Origin of the sequence: Loktanella sp. DSM 29012 (genome assembly GCF_900110705.1) — a bacterium.
Lineage (GTDB): Bacteria > Pseudomonadota > Alphaproteobacteria > Rhodobacterales > Rhodobacteraceae > Loktanella > Loktanella gaetbuli.
Genome location: NZ_FOEJ01000009.1, coordinates 1 through 18754, shown reverse-complemented (window position 1 = coordinate 18754; position 18754 = coordinate 1). Strand labels below are relative to the sequence as shown.

The following is an 18754-nucleotide window of genomic DNA, read 5'->3' as shown; positions in this document are numbered from 1 at the left end:
CGTGCGCCTGCGCCAATGATCCCGGCGGACAAGAGTGTCGCAGCCCCGTCCGCCAGGTCTGCGACATCTACGCTGCCTTGCCTGTCTTTACGAAGGCCCCAACTGGCCTACCATTGCTGCCCCATCGGGATGGAGGATGATATGAAAACGCCGATCGCGACACTCATCGGGCTATTGGCCTTTGCCGACACGGTGTCTGCCGAACCAGCGCGGTTCGAACTGGACCCCGAACACACGACGATTGCCTTTCTGGTGGATCATGTGGGCTATGCTGCAACGCTGGGCCTGTTCGCCGAAGTCAGCGGCGGTTTCACCTACGATACCGAAACGCAGGAATTGAGCGATCTGGAGGTGACGGTCCGCACGCAAAGCGTCGAGACATTGAACGATGCCCGCGACGAGCACGTGCGATCGGGCGATTTTCTGGCCGTGGCCGACCATCCGGACATGGTGTTCACGGCCGATGGCGGCGTGCCGTCCGACGCCACAAGCGGCACCGTCACGGGCGATCTGACCCTGTTGGGCCAGACGCATCCGCTGACGCTAGATGTCACATTGAACAAGGCCGAGGCCTATCCGTTTGGTCACGGGCGGTTCACGCTGGGCATTTCGGCCCGCGGGTCGCTGCAACGCAGCCAGTGGGGCATGGTTTACGGCGTGGACAACGGCCTTGTCGGGGACGAGGTGACATTGATCATCGAAACAGAGGCGATGCGCGCGGCCGACTAACCCTTGACCGCGCCCGCCATCAGCGCCGAGACGATCATCCGCTGCAACGCGACAAAGACCATGACCGCTGGTAGCACCGCGATGATGCAGGCCGCCGCAAGCACCTGTGTCGTCGATGCGTTGGTTGCACCGGCAAAATTGAAGATCGCGACCGAAATCGGCCAATCGCCGTCACGTTCCAGCAGAATGAACGGGATCAGGAACTGCGACCAGTTCATCACCATCGCAAGGATAAAGGCCGACGCAATGCCCGGCCGTGCCAGCGGCAGCGTGATCCGCCACAGCGTCGTGAACCGTGATGCCCCGTCGATGGCCGCCGCCTCTTCCAACTCGATGGGCACCCCGTCAAACGTCACCTTCAACAGCCAGACCGCCAGCGGCATTCCCAGCGCGCCGTAAACCGCGATGACCGCCAGATCACTGTTCAGCAGACCCAGTGCGACCATCCAGCGATACAGCGGCAACAGGATCACCAGTGGCGAAATCATCTGCACCGCGAGGATGCCCACCAGGATCGCCTGTTTGCCCCGGAAATTCAGCCGTGACGCGGCATAGGCCGCCGGAATCGCCAGTGCGACAGCCACCAGGCCACCCGATGCCGACAGCTTCAGACCGTTCCAGAGGTAGATCAAAAACGCCGGATCGGACAGGATCAGCCGGAAATTGTCCAGTGTCGGTGCCTGCGGAATGAACCGCGACGCGCCCAGATAAACCTCTGCCGGTGTGCGGACGGCCAGGCTGATCAGCCACAGAAACGGCAGTGCAAAAAACGCCCCCAACACGGCCAGCACGGCATAGGTCGCCACATCGCCCCAGCGTGCCACCGTCATGCGGCAGGCCTTTCGCGGCCAATGACGTAATGGACCAGCAGCGCGCAGCCCATGCCGATGGCAAACAAGAGCACGGCCAATACGCTGCCACCCGCCAGATCTAGATTGTAGAAAACGGTGTTGAAGGTGAACAGGGCCAGCACCTCGGTCGCGCGACCGGGACCGCCGCCGGTCAGCGCAAGGATGGAATCGAATGTGTTCAGCGTCTGCACGGTCACCAGCACCGTGTTCACCGCAATCAGCCGCCGCATCAGCGGCAGTGTGATATAGCGGAACATCTGCCACGGTGTCGCGGCGTCCAGTTCCGCGACCTCGTACAGGGTCGGGTCGATGGCACGTCGCGCCGCATAAAAGACGATCATCGAAAAGGCAGTGCCTTGCCACAGGTTCGCGATGACGGCAGAGGCCATGGCCATCTGCGGGTCAGACAGCCAGGCCACGGGGCCAAGCCCCACATACCCCAGCAGACTGTTGAGCGTGCCATAGGGGGCCTCGTCGAACAGCATCTGCCAGACAAGGCCGTTGGCAATGCCCGGCACCACCCAGGCCGCAAGGACCAGCGTCCGGAACGCCGCCATGCCGCGCAAGCCGCGGCGTTCGCCGCGTGCGATCACCAGCGCGATGCACAGACCCGCCAGCTGCAGGGCCGCGACATTGGCCAGCGTGAACACCAGCGTGGTTCCCAGAACGACAGGCAGGGCGGGATCCGCCAGCACACCGCCAATCGCATCAGTGGAATAGCGGCTGGCGGGTGCCAGCAGGCTGGCGTCACTGAACGCCAGCCGCAGGACATCCAGCACCGGGACGGCATAGAACGCCGCCAGGATCGCGATGGCGGGAACCAGCCAGGGCAACGGATGTCCGTCGCCCGGTGCCGGTCCCCGATCCGTGGTCCGGTTTATGATCGTCACTGACGATCAAACGCGGCCTGAACGGCTGCATCGGCGGTATCCAGCGCCGCCTCTGGCGTGGCCGTGCCGGACAGAACATCGCCCAGCATGATCTGGATCTGGTTGGACAATTCCGGATAGATCGCAGCCCCCGGTCGCGCGACACCGTTTTGCAATGCCGCGCTGAACAGGTCGTATTCGGGGCCGTCATAGGTGTCATACTGGTCATAGATCGCAGCAGAGGTCGGCAGCAGCCCCTGTGCGGCGTTGCCGGGACCGGCATAGATTTCCTTTGCGATCTCGCCGCACAGGGATGCCTTTGCCGGATCATCCGTCAGGGCCGCGATGGTCCAGCCGCCAGTGCCGGTCGCACGCTGGTCCGCCGTGGGTCCGGGAATTTCCGACACCGCCCAATTGGCGAATGTCTTTGGCGGCAGGGTGTTGCGCAGCTGACCGTATTGCCAGTTGCCACCGATGAACATCGCGGCAGAACCGGCCGCGGCTGCCGCATTGAACGAATCGTAATCCGTGATCGACGTGACCCGTGCGGGGGCCGCACCGCTGTCGACCAGATCCTGATAATAGGCGATGGCGGTCAACACCTTTTCACGGTTTTCGCCGCTGGCAAAAACGGGCGCGCCATTGTCGTCGACCAGCGTCGCATCCTGCGCCCAGACGTTCGCCAGCCAGTCAAAGGCGGTGCCTTCCCAGCGGCCACCGTTGAACAGGATACCTTCGCGGCCCTGTTCCACGGCAGACAGCGCGGCCGATTTCAGGTCTTCCCATGTTTGCGGCGCGTCGGGCACGACGCTGGTATCGCGGTACAGCACGCGCAGATCCGTGAACCACCACCACGCCAACACGTTGCCGTCCGCATCGGTCACAGCATCACGCACAAAGGGAAACAGGTCTGCGACTTCTGCGTCGCTGAACACGTCATTCATCGGTTTGAGAACGCCATTGTCCTTGAACAATGCAAGCTGGCTGGAATCGATCATGGCGCAATCGGGTCCGCGCCCGGCCTGCGTCTGTTGCAGCAGGCGGGCCTGTTCCTGCCCGATGTTTCCGGTCTGCAACTGTGTCTCGATCTTCCAGTCGGGGCGCGCCGTAATGAAATCGGTGAACAGCGCCTCGAACGCGGCCTTGGTTGCGGGATCGGACGAATACAGATCATAGGCCGTCAGGCGAAATGTCAGCGTGTTCGGCGCATCGGCCAGACCGACGCGTGTCCGCATGACAAGGTCCTGGGCCGTGCCCATGACAGGCAGCGCAGATGCGGCGGCCGCAAGGAAAAGGGTTTTCTTCATGATACTCTCCAATGGTTGGTCAAAGTGGCGTTTCAAACAGGGTGGTCAAGAGGACCCGGAGGTCCTGCATGGGCAGAACGGGCGCATCCGGTGCAGGGACGATCCCGCGTGCGAAAACATCGGCGGGCAAACGGTCCAGCAGACGTGGATCATCCGAAATGAAATGGACCGGCACATCGGGGGGCGCATCCTGACCGGCCAGCAACGGGGCGGGTTGGTGATCGCCCAGCACGACAAAAAACGCGCCGTCACCGTGGCGCAGGATGTATTGTCCCGCCACCTCCAGCGCATAGTCGAGGGATTTGGCATATTGCGCACGGATCGTCGCGGGATCCGACCAGACGACACGGGGGCTGTCCCCCTGCCGCCGCGTCCCGTCAAAGACCGACCCGTCGCCCACGGTATCCCACGGCACGATATCGGGCAGCGGCGTCCAGGGCGCGTGTGACGTGATCAGCGCCACCTCGATCATCGCGGGGGCCATGACTGCCTTGCGCAGTTTTTCATCCAGCGCCGTCCAGGTGTACTGATCAGGCATCGTCACCCATTCAAAGGGTTGGCCGCGGTAGTCCAGTCCTGCGGCGTCCAGTGTGGTGTCGTAGCCGTACCAGCCTGCCTCGGGCCAATCGAGGGTGATGGCAGGCATCGCAGCGCCCGTCTGCCACCCCGCAGCCCCGAACAGCCGGTTCAGCGATGTGCGGTCGGATGTCATCAGCCGATCATAGCGCACCTGACTATCGACCCACAGGCCCGACAGCAACGTGCCATGGCTCAGCCAGCTTTGCCCGCCACGGGTCGGTGCCGCCACCCAGCCGCTGCGCACATGCCAGCCTGTGGCGTCCATTGCGGTTTCGACCGACGCCAGCCGTGGCGCAGAGGTGGCCGCGAATTCCGGGTCGTCCAGAAACGACCTGCCATAGGATTCCACAAATGCAAGGATCACATCCCGCCCCTGCAAAGCGGCGAAGGTGGGGGCCGGTCCGACCGGATCAGGTAAATCTGCGGCAAAATCGCGCAAGTCAGCGATGCCCCGACCCATCCTGTCGACCTGTGCCTGAACCAGTGGCGTGACCTGCAACACCTGCCAACCCGGCAGCACCATCGCCAGAACGGCCAATCCCGCCGGGACGCCGACGGTCAAGCTGCGCAGGCGCCAGCCCAGACGGGACAGCAGCCACAGGCCGCGCCACATCACCGCGCCGACCGCAAGGACGGCCAACAAGGTTGCGCAAATCCCAAACACCGCCTGCCCGTGGCCGATACTGGATGCCAGCAGCGCCCAACCCGACACCAACAGATGCAGGTCCAGCAATGGATTGAACGCCCTGTTGAACGCAAGGTATGTGCCGATGTCCGCGATCTTGAGTACGGCAAGACCCAATCCTGCCACGACAACGGGTGCCAGGACCCAGACACGCGGCACGATCGCCACGCACAGCAGGATCAGCGGCAGCTCTGGTGTGGGTCGCAACCACCGCGCCACGGTCAGCCCGGCCGGGTGCGACGGCAAGACCAGCACCAGATGCAGCATCACGACCCCGACAAAGAGCCATGCCAGATCCCGGCGTGTCGATACCCGCGGCGTCATGGTGACGGGGCCGCGACCGGGCGCCCAGCACCGCGCCAGATCAGCAACGGCAGCGCAGGCAGCAACGACAGGATCATCACAGCGCCGAACAGCACCCCGGCGGCAATTCCGGCCTCTGCCGAGGCGCCGATCAGCGGAAAGACGACCGCCGCCGCCCCTTCGCGCCACCCCCAGCCGCCCACGGACAGCGGGATCAACATGGCCGACAGGATCAACGGCACGAGGACCAGCGCCGAGGGCAGATCAAGCGATGTGCCGGTCGCTTGGGCGCAGGCGGCAAAGGCCGCTATATTCAACAAGGCTGCCGCCACCGACAGACCCGCCTGCACAAGGCCGATCCGCCATGTGGGCAGACATCGCCGCACCAGCGTGGCAGGGCGTGATCCACGCATCACCACGGCGATCACGGCCCCCAGGATGCAAAGCGCGACAGCCGCCAGCGCAATCCGGACGACAAAACCCTGCGCCGCCGCCAGCGCGCCCGGCGCGAACAGGGCGAACGTCAGCCCGATCATCGCCACTGCCAGCAAACCCAACTGGCCAGCGGCCCTTTCCAGAATGACAGCCTGCGCGGCAGGCATCCGGTTCCCGGTTCCCGGCGCGGACCGCAGTGCGCGCGCGCCGTCCCCCAACACGCCGCCCGGCAGGCCCTGGTTCAGCGTCTGCGACAGCAGGTATTCACGCAATGCCCAAGGATAGGAAAAAGTCACGCCCAGACAGACGGCCACCAGCCGCCAGCGCTGCGCCATCAGCATCGTCTGCGCAATCAGGCAAAGGGTGGCAGCGACGATCCAACCGGGCTGCACATTGCGCAGGCGGTCCCACAAGGCATCCGTATCGACCACAACAACCAGCAGCAGGCACAGCGCTGCAACACAGATCAGGCGCAGCGTCAGGTGCATCGTCGGCGTGCCAACCAGCGGATATCCACGGCAAATGACCAGACCAGCAGAACAGATGCGGTCAGCGCAATCACACGTCCGGCAGCATAGGGCAGCACCGGCAGCGCCAGCGCCGCCAGCGCTGCGATCTGGATCACGCAGACCAGCTTGCGTCTGAAACTGGCCGGCAATGGCGTATCCAGCCACGGCCAGACATAGCTTGCCAACACAAAGACATAACGCGCGCCGCCCAGCACCAGCAGTTCTGGCCCGGCCCGCCCGTCCATGAACAGCAGCAGCGCGAGGACAGCCGCCAGCAGCGCATCGACTTCCATGTCAAAGCGTGCGCCAAAGGCGGACACAAGCGCCTGCCTGCGCGCCAGCCAGCCATCGACACCATCCAGCGACAGTGCCACCGCCGCGATCCCGAAGACGGCCCAAGACACTTCTGGGGCGAGAGGGACACTGGCGCCAATCCCGGCACATAGCACGGCCACCAGCATGAACCGGACAGTTGTCACGATGTTGCAGGCCCCGACCGCGCGATGCGGGTAATGCTGCGCCATGCGCAACACCACGAACGCCAAACCGGCCAGATAAACCAACGAGGTCACAGGCAGGCCTGCGGCAAAGACCTGCCACGCCAGCCACAGCAGCACCGGAAACAGACCCAGCCCCCAGCAAGCCAGTCGATGTGCAGGGGCCGACAATCCAGACCATGCCACGGCAGATGCGGTGTGTTTCATGCGGCCAGCCTCGTGATCTGCGCCAGCAGCGGACGGTGGTCGGACGCCGCGCGAATCTCGGGCGAATCGAGCGCAGCCGCGTGGTCCACGCGCAACGCGGGGCAGGTCAGCACGCGATCCAGCGCAAGAACCGGGGCCTGCACCGGAAAGGTCCGCACACGGGGGCCGGTCAACGGCAGCGACGTGGCCCAGGGGTGCAATGCCAGCCCGCCCCAGGGTCGCCATTCGTTCAGATCACCAAGCAGGACGGTCGGCATCACGGAACGCGGCACCAAGGCGCGCGCAATTGTCCGCATCTGTGCCACACGCAGAACCTGCAACAGCGCCAGATGACAGGCAATGATCCGCATGGCGGCACCGCGATACAGCACTTCGGTCACGACAGCGGCGCGGTGATAGCGACCCGGCAATCGCAGGACGAACTGCGACGTCGGGATCATTTCGGGGTCAAGAAGCAGGATATTGCCGCGACAACCATGCGCCGTCCCGCCACAACGCATGTCCGGGTTTGCATGCTGGCTGCGCAGCCCGGTCGCGCGGGACACCGCATCCAGATCAAGCAAGGCCTGCGGCGGGATATCATCCGAATCCGCCTCTTGCAGCGCGAGGATCTGCGGCTGATGCGCCGCGATATCTGCTGCCATGACACCGGCGATACGATCCGCGTCCGCGCGACCATCGCGCCCGACGGTGCGATGCAGGTTCCACGTCACGCATGTCATCGGATGGCGTCTGTCAGTCATCTTTGCCTGTCTGCGAAATCCGCAGGACTGCCACGGACTGCGATACAGGATAGCCCGCCAATGCCTGTGGGCAATGCCCCGGTCCTGCACAGGCAACCTGTTGCCGGTTCATGGCAAGTGGCGCGCGAAAACCTGACGATTTGGGTCGTTGGCATACGCTGCACCGCAGAAATTCAGTCTATGCAGCTTTCCGCTGCAACCTTATGTCTTGTATTGAAGTTTCGCTGAAAACGAATGTATTCCGCGCTGCAGCACGAATTGGAACCTGATTCATGAGACCCTCCCGCACGTCACAGCCACTTTCACGCCGATCTGTCCTGAAACAAGGGGGATCAGCCATCGCCGCACTGTCCTTGCTGGGGACGCTGGCACAAACTGCAACGGCACAGACGGTCGCGGCCGAACTGGCCACGCCGTTTTCGTTTGCAGCGCTGGTGGACCGGGCGCGGCAGACCGCCGCACAGGCCTATGTCCCGCCAGAGGTTCTGAGTGCGGCGTTCACCGACCTGGATTACGACGCCTACCGCACGATCCAGTTCAACGAGGCACGCGCCCGCTGGGCCGGGCCAGAGGCATTTGCCGTGCTGCATGCCTATCATCCGGGCTGGTTGTTCGACAGCACCGTCGATCTGTTCGAAATCGTCGACGGCATGGCTGTTCCGATGGACTTTTCGGCGCGCGATTTCAGATACGGCGGCGACGTCGAACAGCCCTTGACCGATGGCGAAATTTTTCCGGGCGTGGCGGGATTCCGGCTAAACTTGCCGCTGAACGCGCCCGACCGCTTCGACGAGGTCGTGACGTTCCTGGGGGCCAGCTATTTCCGCGCACTGGGCAAGGATAACCGTTACGGGCTCAGTGCACGCGGACTCGCGGTCAACACCGCCACCTCCGAGGCAGAAGAGTTTCCGCGTTTCAGCGCCTTTTGGCTGACGCGCCCGGCACCGGGCGACACGGCCGTCACGTTCTATGCCCTGCTGGAAAGCGAATCCGTGGCAGGGGCATACCAGTTCTCGCTGACACCAGGCGAGACGACGACCATCGACGTCACATCCGAACTGTTCTTTCGCCGCGACATCGAACAGCTGGGAATTGCACCGCTGACGTCCATGTTCCTGTTCGGACTGAACGACCAGGGTCCATTCGATGACTACCGCACGCGTGTCCACGACAGCGAGGCGCTGATCATCAACAATGCAGGCGGTGAAACGCTTTACCGTGTGTTGAACAACCCGCAGAAACTGGCCAATTCCTATTTCAGTGCGCAGTCGCCCCGGTCGTTCGGTCTGGTGCAGCGCAACAGGGACTTTGAAAGCTATCTGGATGCCGAAGCTTTCTATGAACGACGTCCCAGCCTGATGGTCGAACCTGTGGGCGACTGGGGTGACGGCACGGTGCGCCTGATCGAGATTCCGACGGATCTGGAAACGAACGACAATATTGTCGCCTTCTGGATTCCCCAGAACCCCTATGGCGCGGGCAGCAGTGCAAAGGTGTCCTACAGGCTGCATTGGGGCATGACCCCACCGGGCGCGCAATCCGACCTTGCGCAGATCACGCACACATTGGCGGGCGCCGGCGGTGTCTCGGGTGTCGAACCCAGCGCGGACACGCGAAAGTTCGTGATCGATTTCCAGGGCGGCCTGTTGGCGGAACCGATCGCAGAGTTGTTGGTTGAGGCACGAACCAGCATTTACGGTGGCACCCTTGTTCAAGAGGTGCTGCAACGCGTGGACGGCCAGGATGCGACATGGCGCCTTGTGCTCGAAGTCGCAGCCGATCCCGGTGCAATCGTCGAAATGCGGGCGAATCTGGCCGAAGGCGACCGGCTGCTGACAGAGACGTGGGTATATCAATGGATGAAAAACTGACCGTGACGATGGATAGCACTATGGCACCGACCCATGACCTGACGCCACTGGCACCGCGCCCCGCGCCGCTGGACATGCCGCGTCAGGTGCTGGAACACGCAGCCCGTCCGTCGACATTCGAAATGTTCTCACGCCTGTTCCTGCGGAACATCTGATTTGCAAAGGCACCTGAGACCGTCCAGCGTGCGGACCAGCCGCATCGTTGGTATCACCTTTGCGCTGCTGTGCATGGTCGCAGCGGCGGCAACGCTTGCGCAGGCAGGGTTGAACACCGGGTTCGACGTCTGGGACGGCGCAAGCGTGCTGCTGATCGCGATCACCACAGGCTGGCTGGCCTGGGGGGCGGCGCAGGCGTTTATCGGGCTGCCGGCTTTGGCCCCTGCCCCGCGCACGACCCTGATGAACGGCTATTTTCCGGCCACGGCAATCCTCGTGCCGATCTGCAACGAAAACCCGGTCGAGGTCTGCGCCCGCGTTCAGGCCATGCGGCAGTCAATGGTGCGTGCTGGCGTCCCTGCGGATTTTGCCATTCTGTCGGACACGTCAGACCCCGACGCCCTGCGGACCGAACGCGCCGCACTGCTATTGCTGTTTGACCAGAACGACGGTCTGAGCACCGTCTATTACCGCGTCCGCGAGGATCGCCGTGGCCGCAAGGCTGGCAACGTCGAGGATTTCATCCGCAGGTCTGGCGGGAACTATACCTATGTCGTGCTGCTGGACGCCGACAGTCTGATGGAAGGCGAGGCAATCCGGCATCTGGTCGCCCGGATGGAGGCAAACCCCGGTCTGGGATTGCTTCAGACGCTGCCGCGGATCGTCGGTGCCGAAACCGCGTTCGGCCGTGCGATGCAGTTTTCAGCCAGCTTTCATTCCCCTGTCTTTGCGCGCGGGCTGGCGCGGATGCAGGGCCCTGCGGGACCGTTCTGGGGCCATAACGCAATCGCCCGCGTGCGCGCGCTGGCACAATGCTGCGGCCTGCCTGAACTGACAGGCCCGCCGCCCTTTGGCGGCACCATCCTCAGCCATGACTACGTCGAGGCCGCATTGCTGGTGCGCGGCGGCTGGCAGGTCGAAATGGACCCCCGGATCGACGGCTCCTTCGAGGAGGGGCCCGAAAACCTGCTGGCCTTCGCGCGGCGTGACAGACGCTGGTGTCAGGGCAATTTGCAGCATATCCGATTGCTGAACGCACCCGGCCTGCGCAAGTGGAGCAGGTTCGTCTTTTTCCAGGGGATCGTATCCTACCTGGTGTCCCTGGCCTGGGGTGCGTTTCTAATCGTCTCCCTGTTGGCGGCCGCGACGGCCGGGGCACCGAATTATTTCCCCGATGCCTACCAGCTGTTCCCGGTTTTTCCCGATGATCGCACGTTCCAGATCGTGGCACTGGCCTGCGGGGTCGGCGGGCTCTTGCTGCTGCCAAAGCTGGCGATTTATGCCGAATCCGTTTTGACGGGCCGGGCATACCAGTTCGGCGGCACGCTGCGCGCGCTGGGGTCGGTCTTGGCCGAAACCCTGCTGACAGCCCTGATTGCCCCCCTGATGCTGATGTATCAGTCCCGCGCCGCGGCAGAGGTGCTGTCGGGTCGTGATGGCGGCTGGCCTGCCACCGCTCGCGGCGAAGGTCGCCTGGGCTGGGTCGAGGGTTGGCGCGCGGGGCGCTGGATCACGCTGTTCGGCGTCGCCGTATCAATCTTTGTGCTGCGCGCGGCCCCTGATCTGGTGGTCTGGCTGCTGCCGGTCACGGTGCCGATGATCATCGCTCCGTTTTTGATCACCGTGACGTCATGGCCGATGCTGGGTGGCGTCTTCGGCGTGCCCCAAGAAACATCCCTGCCGCCTGTCGTTGCAGATTACCGCCGCAATCTGGCGCGGGACACCGATCCAAAAGGAACAGCCGATGGCGCAATCGCCCGCACGGCCTGATCGCCCGCCCGTATCGCGTCCCATAGGTGTGGTCGCCCCCCCGGTGTCGCGCGATCCCCGGATCGACGTGTTTCGCGGCCTGGCGCTGGTCATGATCCTGATCGACCACATGCCCGGCAACCCATGGGAGGCGGTGACCGTCCGTAACATCGGTTTTTCCGACGCAGCCGAGGCGTTTTTCGTCATGTCGGGCATCGCCGCGGGCATCGCCTATTCCCCGGCCGTTGACCGTTGGCTCCACGGCGAGGCGCGCCTGTGGGACGGGATGGCCCCGATGTGGCGCAGGGCCTGGACATTGTATTGTGTGCAGCTCGTGCTGACCATCGCAGCGATCGGGATGTTCAGCTGGTCGGCGGGCGTGTTTTTTCGCGGGGAATTCCGCGAAATGCATAACCTTGCTGCAATCTACGAAAATACTGGCGCCGCGCTGATCGGTCTGCCGATCATGACCTATCAGATCGGCTACGTGAACATCTTGCCCACGTACATCGTGCTGATGATCGCAGCCCCGTTCATCCTGATGGCCGGTTTGCGAAAACCCTGGTGGACGCTGGCTGCGGCGATCCTGTTGTGGGGCTTTGCCGGGGCGAACGGCTGGAACATCCCCAATTATCCGGGCAACGGCGTCTGGTTTCTGGGACCGCTGACCTGGCAGCTGATCTTTACCATCGGGCTGCTGATCGGCATCCGGCACCGGCAGGGCAAACGCCTTGTCCCGGTGTCGCGCGGCTTGTTCGCGGTGACGCTGGCCTTTGTGCTCTTTGCCTTTGCGTGGCGACACATTCCCGACCTTGGCGCATTCATGAACCACAAGATGGCGCAGCTGCGCGATCTGGGTGCGCCCGCCAACTTTACCTCTCACAACAAACCGATGCTGGCGGCACCGCGTTTGCTGCACATTCTGGCCTTGGCCTATGTGTTGTCCTGCCTGCCTGTCGTTACCCGGTTGTGCGCGCACCCCGTCGCGGATCCGCTGCGCTTGCTAGGGCGGCACGGGCTATTAGTGTTCGGGCTGGGGACAGTTCTGTCACTGGCGGGCCAGATCCTGCTGCGGGTCGAGGCGGATGTGGTCTGGCTGCCGTGGCTATTGCCAGTGGTTGGTGTGCTGATCAGCTATGCCGCAGCGCGGCTGGCCGACGCCCTCGCTGGCCGCAAATAACCGCAAAAACCGATCGCCGTGGCTCAGAACATACAGCCGCCGCGGGCGGCCTGAACCACCGCAGCCGCGCCACCGGGCACGGCCCGGCGGTAAAAATCACTTGCCGATCAGGCGTTTGACCCAGCCCTTCTTGACCTCTTCGGGGGCATCGGGGGCGGGGGCATCATCACCATCCACGCCTTCGACCACCGCGCGAAAGTTCTCAAAGAACTGGTCCGCCATCTTGCGCGCGAAACCGTCCACGATCCGGCTGCCCAATTGCGCCAGCTTGCCACCCACCTTGGCGTTGACCTTGTATTCCAGCCGCGTGCCTTCGGGGATTTCGGTCAGCGTCACATCCGCGCCGCCAGAGGCGTGGCCCGCCGCACCGCCCTTGCCCGATCCGGTGATCGTCAGGCTACGCGGCGGCTGCATGTCCGACAATGCGACCTCACCCTTGAACGTCGCTTTGACCGGACCGACCTTTTGCGTGACCGTCGCGGTGAACCCGTCCTGCGGGTTGCCCGCCATTTCCGAACACCCCGGCACGCACTGGCGCAACACATCCGCATCCAGCAGGGCTGCCCAAACGGCCGCGGGCGGAGCTGCGATATCCTTGCTGTCGTTCATGTCCATGGCATGTCTCCTCCCAGCCTTGCGATGATCGTCTGATGCAGAATGCACGCGATCCGCTTGCCCGTCAAAGCGGGATCATCAGACCCCGCGCAATCCCAGCATCTGCCGCGCCTGTTGCCACGTCGCGACGGGTCGTTCGTATTTTTCGCAGATCGCGACAGTGCGCGCCACCAGCGCCGCATTCGACGGGGCGAGCGTGTCGCGGTCCAGCCTGATGTTGTCCTCCAGCCCGGTGCGCGCGTGGCCACCGCTGGAAATCGCCCAATCGTTCAGCACCGCCTGTTGCGCACCAATGCCAGCGGCACACCACGGTGCGTCCTCACCGAACAGGCGCTTGACCGTCTTGATGTAGAAATCGAACACCTCGCGGTCGGCGGGCATCGCGTTTTTGACCCCCATGACGAACTGCACATAAGGCAGGTCCTTGATCTGGCCTGCGTCGTACATCGCCTTGGCGCGCAGGATATGGCTCAGGTCGAATGCCTCGATTTCCGGTTTGACATCATGGGCCAGCATCTCGGATGCGAGCCAATCCACGAGGTCTGGCGGATTCTCATAAACCCGCGTGGGAAAGTTGTTCGACCCCACCGACAGCGATGCCATGTCTGGGCGCAGCGGCAGCATGCCCCCACGCGTCTGGCCTGCACCGGAACGCCCACCGGTGGACATCTGGATGATCATGCCGGGGCAGTGCTTTTCCAGACCCTCCTTCAGGGCGGCGAACTTGTCGGAGTCGCTGCTGGGGGTTTCGTCGTCGTTGCGCACATGGGCGTGGCAGATCGTGGCCCCGGCCTCGAACGCGGCTTGGGTCGATTCCACCTGTTCGGTGACGGTGACGGGAACCGCCGGGTTGTCGGCCTTTCGCGGCAACGACCCGGTGATCGCGACACAGATGATGCAGGGTGTGGTCATGGTCGTCCCTCAAATATCGAAAAAGATGGTTTCGGCGTCGCCTTGCAGCCGGATATCGAAACGATAAACGCCCGTACCGTCGGGCTGCGCCAGCAAGGTCGGCACGCGGTTCTGATGTTCAATCCGGCTCAGGATCGGATCGGCGGCATTGGCCTCCACCTCGTCAGCGAAATACATCCGCGTTTGCAGACCCAGGTTGATGCCGCGTGCGACGATCCAGAACGTGATATGCGGTGCCTGCAACTGGCCATTGCGCCAGGGCACCTGCCCCGGTTTGACTGTCTGGAACGTGAATTCGCCTGTTTCCATATCCCCCGGCGACCGGCCCCAGCCGGTAAAGTGCGGGTCGGCGGCGCCGCGCGGGTCATTGCCGGGATAGATACCATTTGCATCCGCCTGCCAGATTTCCACCATCGCGTCGCGCAGCGGCGTGCCAGTGCCATCGAACACGGCCCCGCGCAGGGTGATTTCCGTACCCTGCACCGGGCCGGTTTTCATCGTCGTGCCCAGATCGCCGCCATAGATGTCGATGCCGGAAAAATTCGGCGTGCAGCCGATGTGAACGTACGGCCCAGCCGTCTGCGACGGGCTTTCCTTGAGCAGGTTCAACGATTGCACCATCACAGCCCCTCCGCCCGGTTTTCAAAGAACGTCTGGCGCCGCCCGCGCAGCACGATGTCGAATTTGTAGGCCCGGGCATCCATCGGGATCGTGCGCGTCATGTCGAGTGCGGCAACCAGCGATTCCACCGCCCTGGGATCATCGATGGTGCCGACGATCGGACACAGCCAGATCATCGGATCACCCTCGAAATACATCTGGGTGATCAACCGTTGGGCAAAACCCTGACCAAAGACGCTGAAATGAATATGCGCGGGCCGCCAGTCGTTCGGACCATTGGGCCAGGGATAGGGTCCCGGCTGGATCGTGCGGAATTCATAACAGCCGTTTTCGTCTGTGATCACCCGCCCGCAGCCGCCAAAGTTCGGGTCCAGCGAGGCGAGGTAGGACTCTTTCTTATGCCGATACCGCCCGCCTGCGTTGGCCTGCCAGACCTCGACCAGTGCACCCGGCACGGGGCGGCCGGTTTCGTCCAGCACGCGGCCGTAAACGACAATGCGGGGACCAATCGCGCTTTGATCGGCGGCGGCAAAGTTGTGGATCAGGTCGTTGTCCAAGGGGCCGAGGATGTTGTGGCCGAACACCGGACCGGTTTCCTCTGACAGGGACGTCGGAAACGACAGCTTGGCGCGGGTCGGACTGCGCGCGACGCTCGTTTTATAGCCCGGCGTCAGCGCGGGGGGATGCCACTGCGTGTCACGCGCGAAATAACCGTTCTGCGTCATAGAACCCCCATTTCCCGAAGTGTTTGCTTCGCCAGCTTGATCGCGTGGTTCGCCTTTGGCACGCCGGCATAGACGCCCACGTGCAAAAACGCCTGCATGATGTCGTCGGGGCTGGCCCCGGTGTTGGCCGTGGCACGCACATGCATCGGGATTTCGTCGAAATTGCCTGTCGCGGCCAGCAGCGCCAGCGTCAGCATCGACCGCTCTCGCCGGGTGATCGTGTCGTCCGCCCAGACAGTACCCCAGGCACCTTCGGTAATCATCCGCTGGAACGGCGCGTCGAACGGTTCCTTGGCCGCCTCTGCCCGGTCCACGTGGGCGTCGCCCAGCACCGCGCGGCGGGTCGCCATGCCTGCATCATATCGGTCGGTCATCTGCGTTACTCCAACAAGACGGGAATCTGGATCGGCCCCCGGAAACCGAAACCACGCCAGATCACGGCATTGGTGTCGGGGATCGACATATTCGGGAAGCGGTCGAACAGGATCGGCAGCATCACCTGCCCCACCGCGCGCCGGGCGACATGGGTGCCCTGACAAAAGTGCGGGCCGTTGCCGAACGATTGGTGCGGGGCCTTGTCGCGGTAAACGTCGAACACCTCGCCATTCTCCAGCACGTCCTCGTCGCGGTTGGCGCTGGCCTGTATCGTCATGACCGTATCTCCCTTGGGGATCAGGTGGCCGCGAATTTCCGTATCTTCTGTCACCAGCCGGGACGATGCAGAAATCGGCGCGACCCAGCGCACGCCTTCCTCGAACGCGCGGTCCCAGTCGCCGTTTGCGACAACCTGCGCGCATTGGTCAGGGTTGGTCAGCAAACCGTACAGGGTCGTGTTCAGCGCATCGCGCGGTTCGTTGATGCCGCCGCCGATCGCGATCTTGATATTGGCGTAGATCTGGCTGTCGGGGATCGGATCATCCGCGTTCAGCATCACGGAATAGGCCGAAGGGTTGGGGTCCGCCAAGTGGCGCGCGCGGGCGGCGTCCAGCACGGCGTTGATGCCCGCATTCGCGCGGTCGGACCTTTCGAACGGCGCATCGCGCCAGCCGAAGTTGCCCGCCCCCTCGATCAAGGCCTGCGACCATTCCATCATGTCCTCGTCCGACGCCTCTGGCATCCCCAGCAGGATCGCAAGACCCCGTGCGGCAAAGGCACCGGACAGCACGTTGAACAGATCGACCACCTCACCGCGCGGCAGTCGGGCGACGTAGTCCTGCGCGATATGGTTATATTGCGGCATCCATTCGCCCATGATGACCTTGGGGTTGAACGCAGGCGCCATGGCCGTGCGTTCGCGCAGGTGGTCCGCCCCGTCCTTGCGCATCAGCGTATGCGCCTGAAACGCGCGTTTCATCGGCGTATTGGGATCGTCGGAACTGAACAGATCGGGGTTGTCCTTGACGTATTTGGTATCCGCAGCCTTGGTCAGCAGGGTCCGCCCCACCGATTTGACGCGCAGCACCGGGGCCTCGGCCCGCAGGCGGCGGTAGATCGGGAACGGATCGCGGTCCAGCTGATCCAGCGTGATCGTGTCATCCAGCGGGGCAAGGTCAGGCATCGGAAACTCCCAGCAGGCGCAGTGCATTTTCCTTCAGGATCAGTGGGCGCACCTCGTCCTTGAACGGGGCGGCCTCGAAATCCACCAGCCAGCGGTCGGGTGTGATCGCAGGCCAGTCGGACCCGAACAGCATCTTCTTTTTCAGAATCGAATTGGCGTATTTGACGAATATCTCGGGGAAATACTTCGGCGACCAGCCGGACATGTCGTAATAGACGTTCGGTTTGTGCTGGGCCACCGCAAGGCCTTCTTCGGTCCAGGGGAAACTGGGGTGCGCCAGCACGATCTTCATGTCCGGGAAATCGACTGCCACGTCATCCAGATGCATCGGGTTTGAATACTTCAGCCGCATCCCCATGCCGCCGCGCATCCCCGACCCGACCCCTGTCTGGCCGGTGTGAAACAGCGTGATCACGCCTTCCTCGGCGCAGGCCTCCAGCACGGCGTAGCAGGCCTCGCGGTCGTTGGGGAAAAACCCCTGCATCGTGGGATGAAACTTGAACCCGCGCACACCGAAATCACGCACCAGCCGCCGCACCTCGCGCGCGCCCGCGCGGCCCTTGTGCGGATCGACAGAGGCAAAGGGGATCAGGATATCGTCGTTTTCGGCGCAGATCGTTGCAACCTCTTCGTTGGAATAGCGCCTGAACCCTGTCTCGCGCTCTGCATCCACCGGGAAAATCACAGCCGCGATGTTGCGTTCGCGGTAGTAGGCGGCGGTGTCCTGCACGGTGGGCAGCATGCCGTCGACACCGGCGGGATTCTTGAAATAGGCGGCCATGCCGGCCTGAAATTCGGTATAGCCATCATCGCGCGGGGCGCAGCAGGGTTCCTCTGCATGCGTGTGGAAATCAATGGCGCGGACTGCGCTGAAATCGACCATGACGACCCTCCCCGATCTGGCTGGCATCATGATAGCATAATTGTTTTGTATGTTAACAGTTATCTTATATAACACTTTCACCAAAATCAGAGGGCCAACCATGACCGATCCCGTCACCCGCCTGTCGATCGACGGCGATATCGCCACGCTGACATTTGCGCGCCCGGACAAGCGTAATGCGATGAATGATGCGCTGGTGGCGGAGCTCGATGCGTTCTTTTCGAACCCGCCAGAGGGTGTGCGCGTGGCGATCCTGCACGGCGAGGGTGGCCATTTCTGTTCCGGCCTGGATCTGTCTGAACACAAACAGCGCAGTCCAGAGGATACGATGCGCCACTCGCGCAACTGGCACCGCGTTGCGGATGCCATCGAATTTGGCGGCCTGCCCGTGGTCAGCGCCCTGACCGGTGCCGTGATTGGCGGCGGCCTGGAAATCGCCACCGCCACCCATGTGCGCATCGCGGAACCCAGCGTGCGGTTTCAGCTGCCAGAGGGGCGGCGCGGCATTTTTGTGGGCGGCGGGGCCACCGTGCGCGTGGGCCGGATCATCGGCGCGGACCGGATGCGTGAAATGATGCTGACGGGCCGCAACTATAGCGCGGACGACGGCCTGCGTCTGGGCCTGTGCCACTATGCCGTGGGCGAGGGCGAAGCCCTGCCCATGGCCCGTGATCTCGCGCGTAAAATCGCGGACAACGCGCCATTCTCGAATTACCTTATGATCCAGGCACTGTCGCGGATCGAGGACATGTCCCGCAGCGACGGCCTGT

At 63.4% G+C, this 18754-nt stretch carries 20 protein-coding genes; 6 read left to right on the top strand and 14 right to left on the bottom strand.

What is annotated here, in order from left to right; all coding sequences use genetic code 11:
- The first annotated feature begins 141 nt into the window (after positions 1–141).
- Positions 142–729, top strand: coding sequence for a YceI family protein (locus tag BMX27_RS15515; RefSeq protein ID WP_090161236.1), 588 nt, complete (start codon positions 142–144; stop codon positions 727–729).
- Here the strand turns inward: BMX27_RS15515 and BMX27_RS15510 are convergent.
- Genes BMX27_RS15510 through BMX27_RS15480 form a run of 7 tightly spaced genes read right to left on the bottom strand, consistent with a single transcriptional unit; the run spans position 726 to position 7714 of the window.
- Positions 726–1559 carry a carbohydrate ABC transporter permease gene (locus tag BMX27_RS15510; RefSeq protein ID WP_090161128.1) on the bottom strand — a complete coding sequence of 278 codons (834 nt, stop codon included), beginning with the start codon at positions 1557–1559 and terminating at the stop codon, positions 726–728. The genes BMX27_RS15515 and BMX27_RS15510 overlap by 4 nt on opposite strands.
- The gene (locus BMX27_RS15505) at positions 1556–2413 is read right to left on the bottom strand and encodes a carbohydrate ABC transporter permease (protein ID WP_090161126.1); all 858 of its coding nucleotides are present in this window, start codon (positions 2411–2413) and stop codon (positions 1556–1558) included. Before BMX27_RS15505 ends, BMX27_RS15510 begins: the two co-directional genes overlap by 4 nt.
- A gap of 53 nt (positions 2414–2466) precedes the next feature.
- Positions 2467–3756: an extracellular solute-binding protein gene (locus BMX27_RS15500; protein ID WP_090161124.1), complete on the bottom strand. Its 1290-nt coding sequence runs from the start codon at positions 3754–3756 to the stop codon at positions 2467–2469.
- A 19-nt stretch (positions 3757–3775) separates the two neighbouring features.
- Positions 3776–5344, bottom strand: coding sequence for an alkaline phosphatase family protein (locus BMX27_RS15495; protein WP_090161122.1), 1569 nt, complete (start codon positions 5342–5344; stop codon positions 3776–3778).
- Positions 5341–6246, bottom strand: coding sequence for a lysylphosphatidylglycerol synthase transmembrane domain-containing protein (locus tag BMX27_RS15490; RefSeq protein ID WP_090161120.1), 906 nt, complete (start codon positions 6244–6246; stop codon positions 5341–5343). The genes BMX27_RS15495 and BMX27_RS15490 overlap by 4 nt, the downstream gene beginning before the upstream one ends.
- On the bottom strand, positions 6237–6971 hold the full coding sequence (locus tag BMX27_RS15485; protein ID WP_256212587.1) for a CDP-alcohol phosphatidyltransferase family protein: 735 nt from the start codon (positions 6969–6971) through the stop codon (positions 6237–6239). Before BMX27_RS15485 ends, BMX27_RS15490 begins: the two co-directional genes overlap by 10 nt.
- The gene (locus tag BMX27_RS15480; protein ID WP_090161118.1) at positions 6968–7714 is read right to left on the bottom strand and encodes an endonuclease/exonuclease/phosphatase family protein; all 747 of its coding nucleotides are present in this window, start codon (positions 7712–7714) and stop codon (positions 6968–6970) included. Before BMX27_RS15480 ends, BMX27_RS15485 begins: the two co-directional genes overlap by 4 nt.
- 272 nt (positions 7715–7986) lie before the next feature.
- On the opposite strand from BMX27_RS15480, the gene BMX27_RS15475 reads away from it, so the two are divergent.
- Genes BMX27_RS15475 through BMX27_RS15465 form a run of 4 tightly spaced genes read left to right on the top strand, consistent with a single transcriptional unit; the run spans position 7987 to position 12670 of the window.
- On the top strand, positions 7987–9585 hold the full coding sequence (locus tag BMX27_RS15475; RefSeq protein WP_090161116.1) for an OpgD/OpgG family glucan biosynthesis protein: 1599 nt from the start codon (positions 7987–7989) through the stop codon (positions 9583–9585).
- An 8-nt stretch (positions 9586–9593) separates the two neighbouring features.
- Positions 9594–9740: a hypothetical protein gene (locus tag BMX27_RS16925; protein WP_177172756.1), complete on the top strand. Its 147-nt coding sequence runs from the start codon at positions 9594–9596 to the stop codon at positions 9738–9740.
- A gap of 1 nt (position 9741) precedes the next feature.
- Positions 9742–11511, top strand: a complete 1770-nt coding sequence (gene mdoH, locus BMX27_RS15470) for a glucans biosynthesis glucosyltransferase MdoH (protein ID WP_090161114.1) — start codon at positions 9742–9744, stop codon at positions 11509–11511.
- Entirely contained in the window at positions 11486–12670 is a 1185-nt protein-coding gene (locus tag BMX27_RS15465; RefSeq protein WP_090161112.1) for an OpgC family protein, read from the top strand. Before mdoH ends, BMX27_RS15465 begins: the two co-directional genes overlap by 26 nt.
- A 96-nt stretch (positions 12671–12766) precedes the next feature.
- On the opposite strand, the gene BMX27_RS15460 is transcribed toward BMX27_RS15465, so the two are convergent.
- The 7 genes from BMX27_RS15460 to BMX27_RS15430 all read right to left on the bottom strand — a co-directional run bounded on the left by BMX27_RS15460 (position 12767) and on the right by BMX27_RS15430 (position 17984).
- On the bottom strand, positions 12767–13285 hold the full coding sequence (locus BMX27_RS15460; protein WP_090161110.1) for a CoxG family protein: 519 nt from the start codon (positions 13283–13285) through the stop codon (positions 12767–12769).
- Between the two features lie 78 nt (positions 13286–13363).
- Positions 13364–14197 carry a 3-oxoadipate:acetyl-CoA acetyltransferase gene (locus BMX27_RS15455; RefSeq protein WP_090161108.1) on the bottom strand — a complete coding sequence of 278 codons (834 nt, stop codon included), beginning with the start codon at positions 14195–14197 and terminating at the stop codon, positions 13364–13366.
- A 9-nt stretch (positions 14198–14206) separates the two neighbouring features.
- Positions 14207–14818, bottom strand: coding sequence for a protocatechuate 3,4-dioxygenase subunit alpha (gene pcaG / locus BMX27_RS15450; protein ID WP_090161106.1), 612 nt, complete (start codon positions 14816–14818; stop codon positions 14207–14209).
- Positions 14818–15543 carry a protocatechuate 3,4-dioxygenase subunit beta gene (gene pcaH / locus BMX27_RS15445; protein WP_090161104.1) on the bottom strand — a complete coding sequence of 242 codons (726 nt, stop codon included), beginning with the start codon at positions 15541–15543 and terminating at the stop codon, positions 14818–14820. Before pcaH ends, pcaG begins: the two co-directional genes overlap by 1 nt.
- On the bottom strand, positions 15540–15917 hold the full coding sequence (pcaC, locus tag BMX27_RS15440) for a 4-carboxymuconolactone decarboxylase (RefSeq protein WP_090161102.1): 378 nt from the start codon (positions 15915–15917) through the stop codon (positions 15540–15542). Before pcaC ends, pcaH begins: the two co-directional genes overlap by 4 nt.
- 5 nt (positions 15918–15922) lie before the next feature.
- A complete protein-coding gene (locus BMX27_RS15435; protein ID WP_090161100.1) occupies positions 15923–17101 on the bottom strand; it encodes a cytochrome P450 in 1179 nt (392 codons plus the stop codon).
- Positions 17094–17984: an amidohydrolase family protein gene (locus tag BMX27_RS15430; RefSeq protein ID WP_090161099.1), complete on the bottom strand. Its 891-nt coding sequence runs from the start codon at positions 17982–17984 to the stop codon at positions 17094–17096. The genes BMX27_RS15435 and BMX27_RS15430 overlap by 8 nt, the downstream gene beginning before the upstream one ends.
- A 100-nt stretch (positions 17985–18084) precedes the next feature.
- Between BMX27_RS15430 and BMX27_RS15425 the strand changes: the two genes are divergently transcribed.
- Positions 18085–18754: crotonase/enoyl-CoA hydratase family protein (locus BMX27_RS15425; RefSeq protein WP_090161097.1), on the top strand; the 670-nt coding region annotated here is incomplete at its 3' end.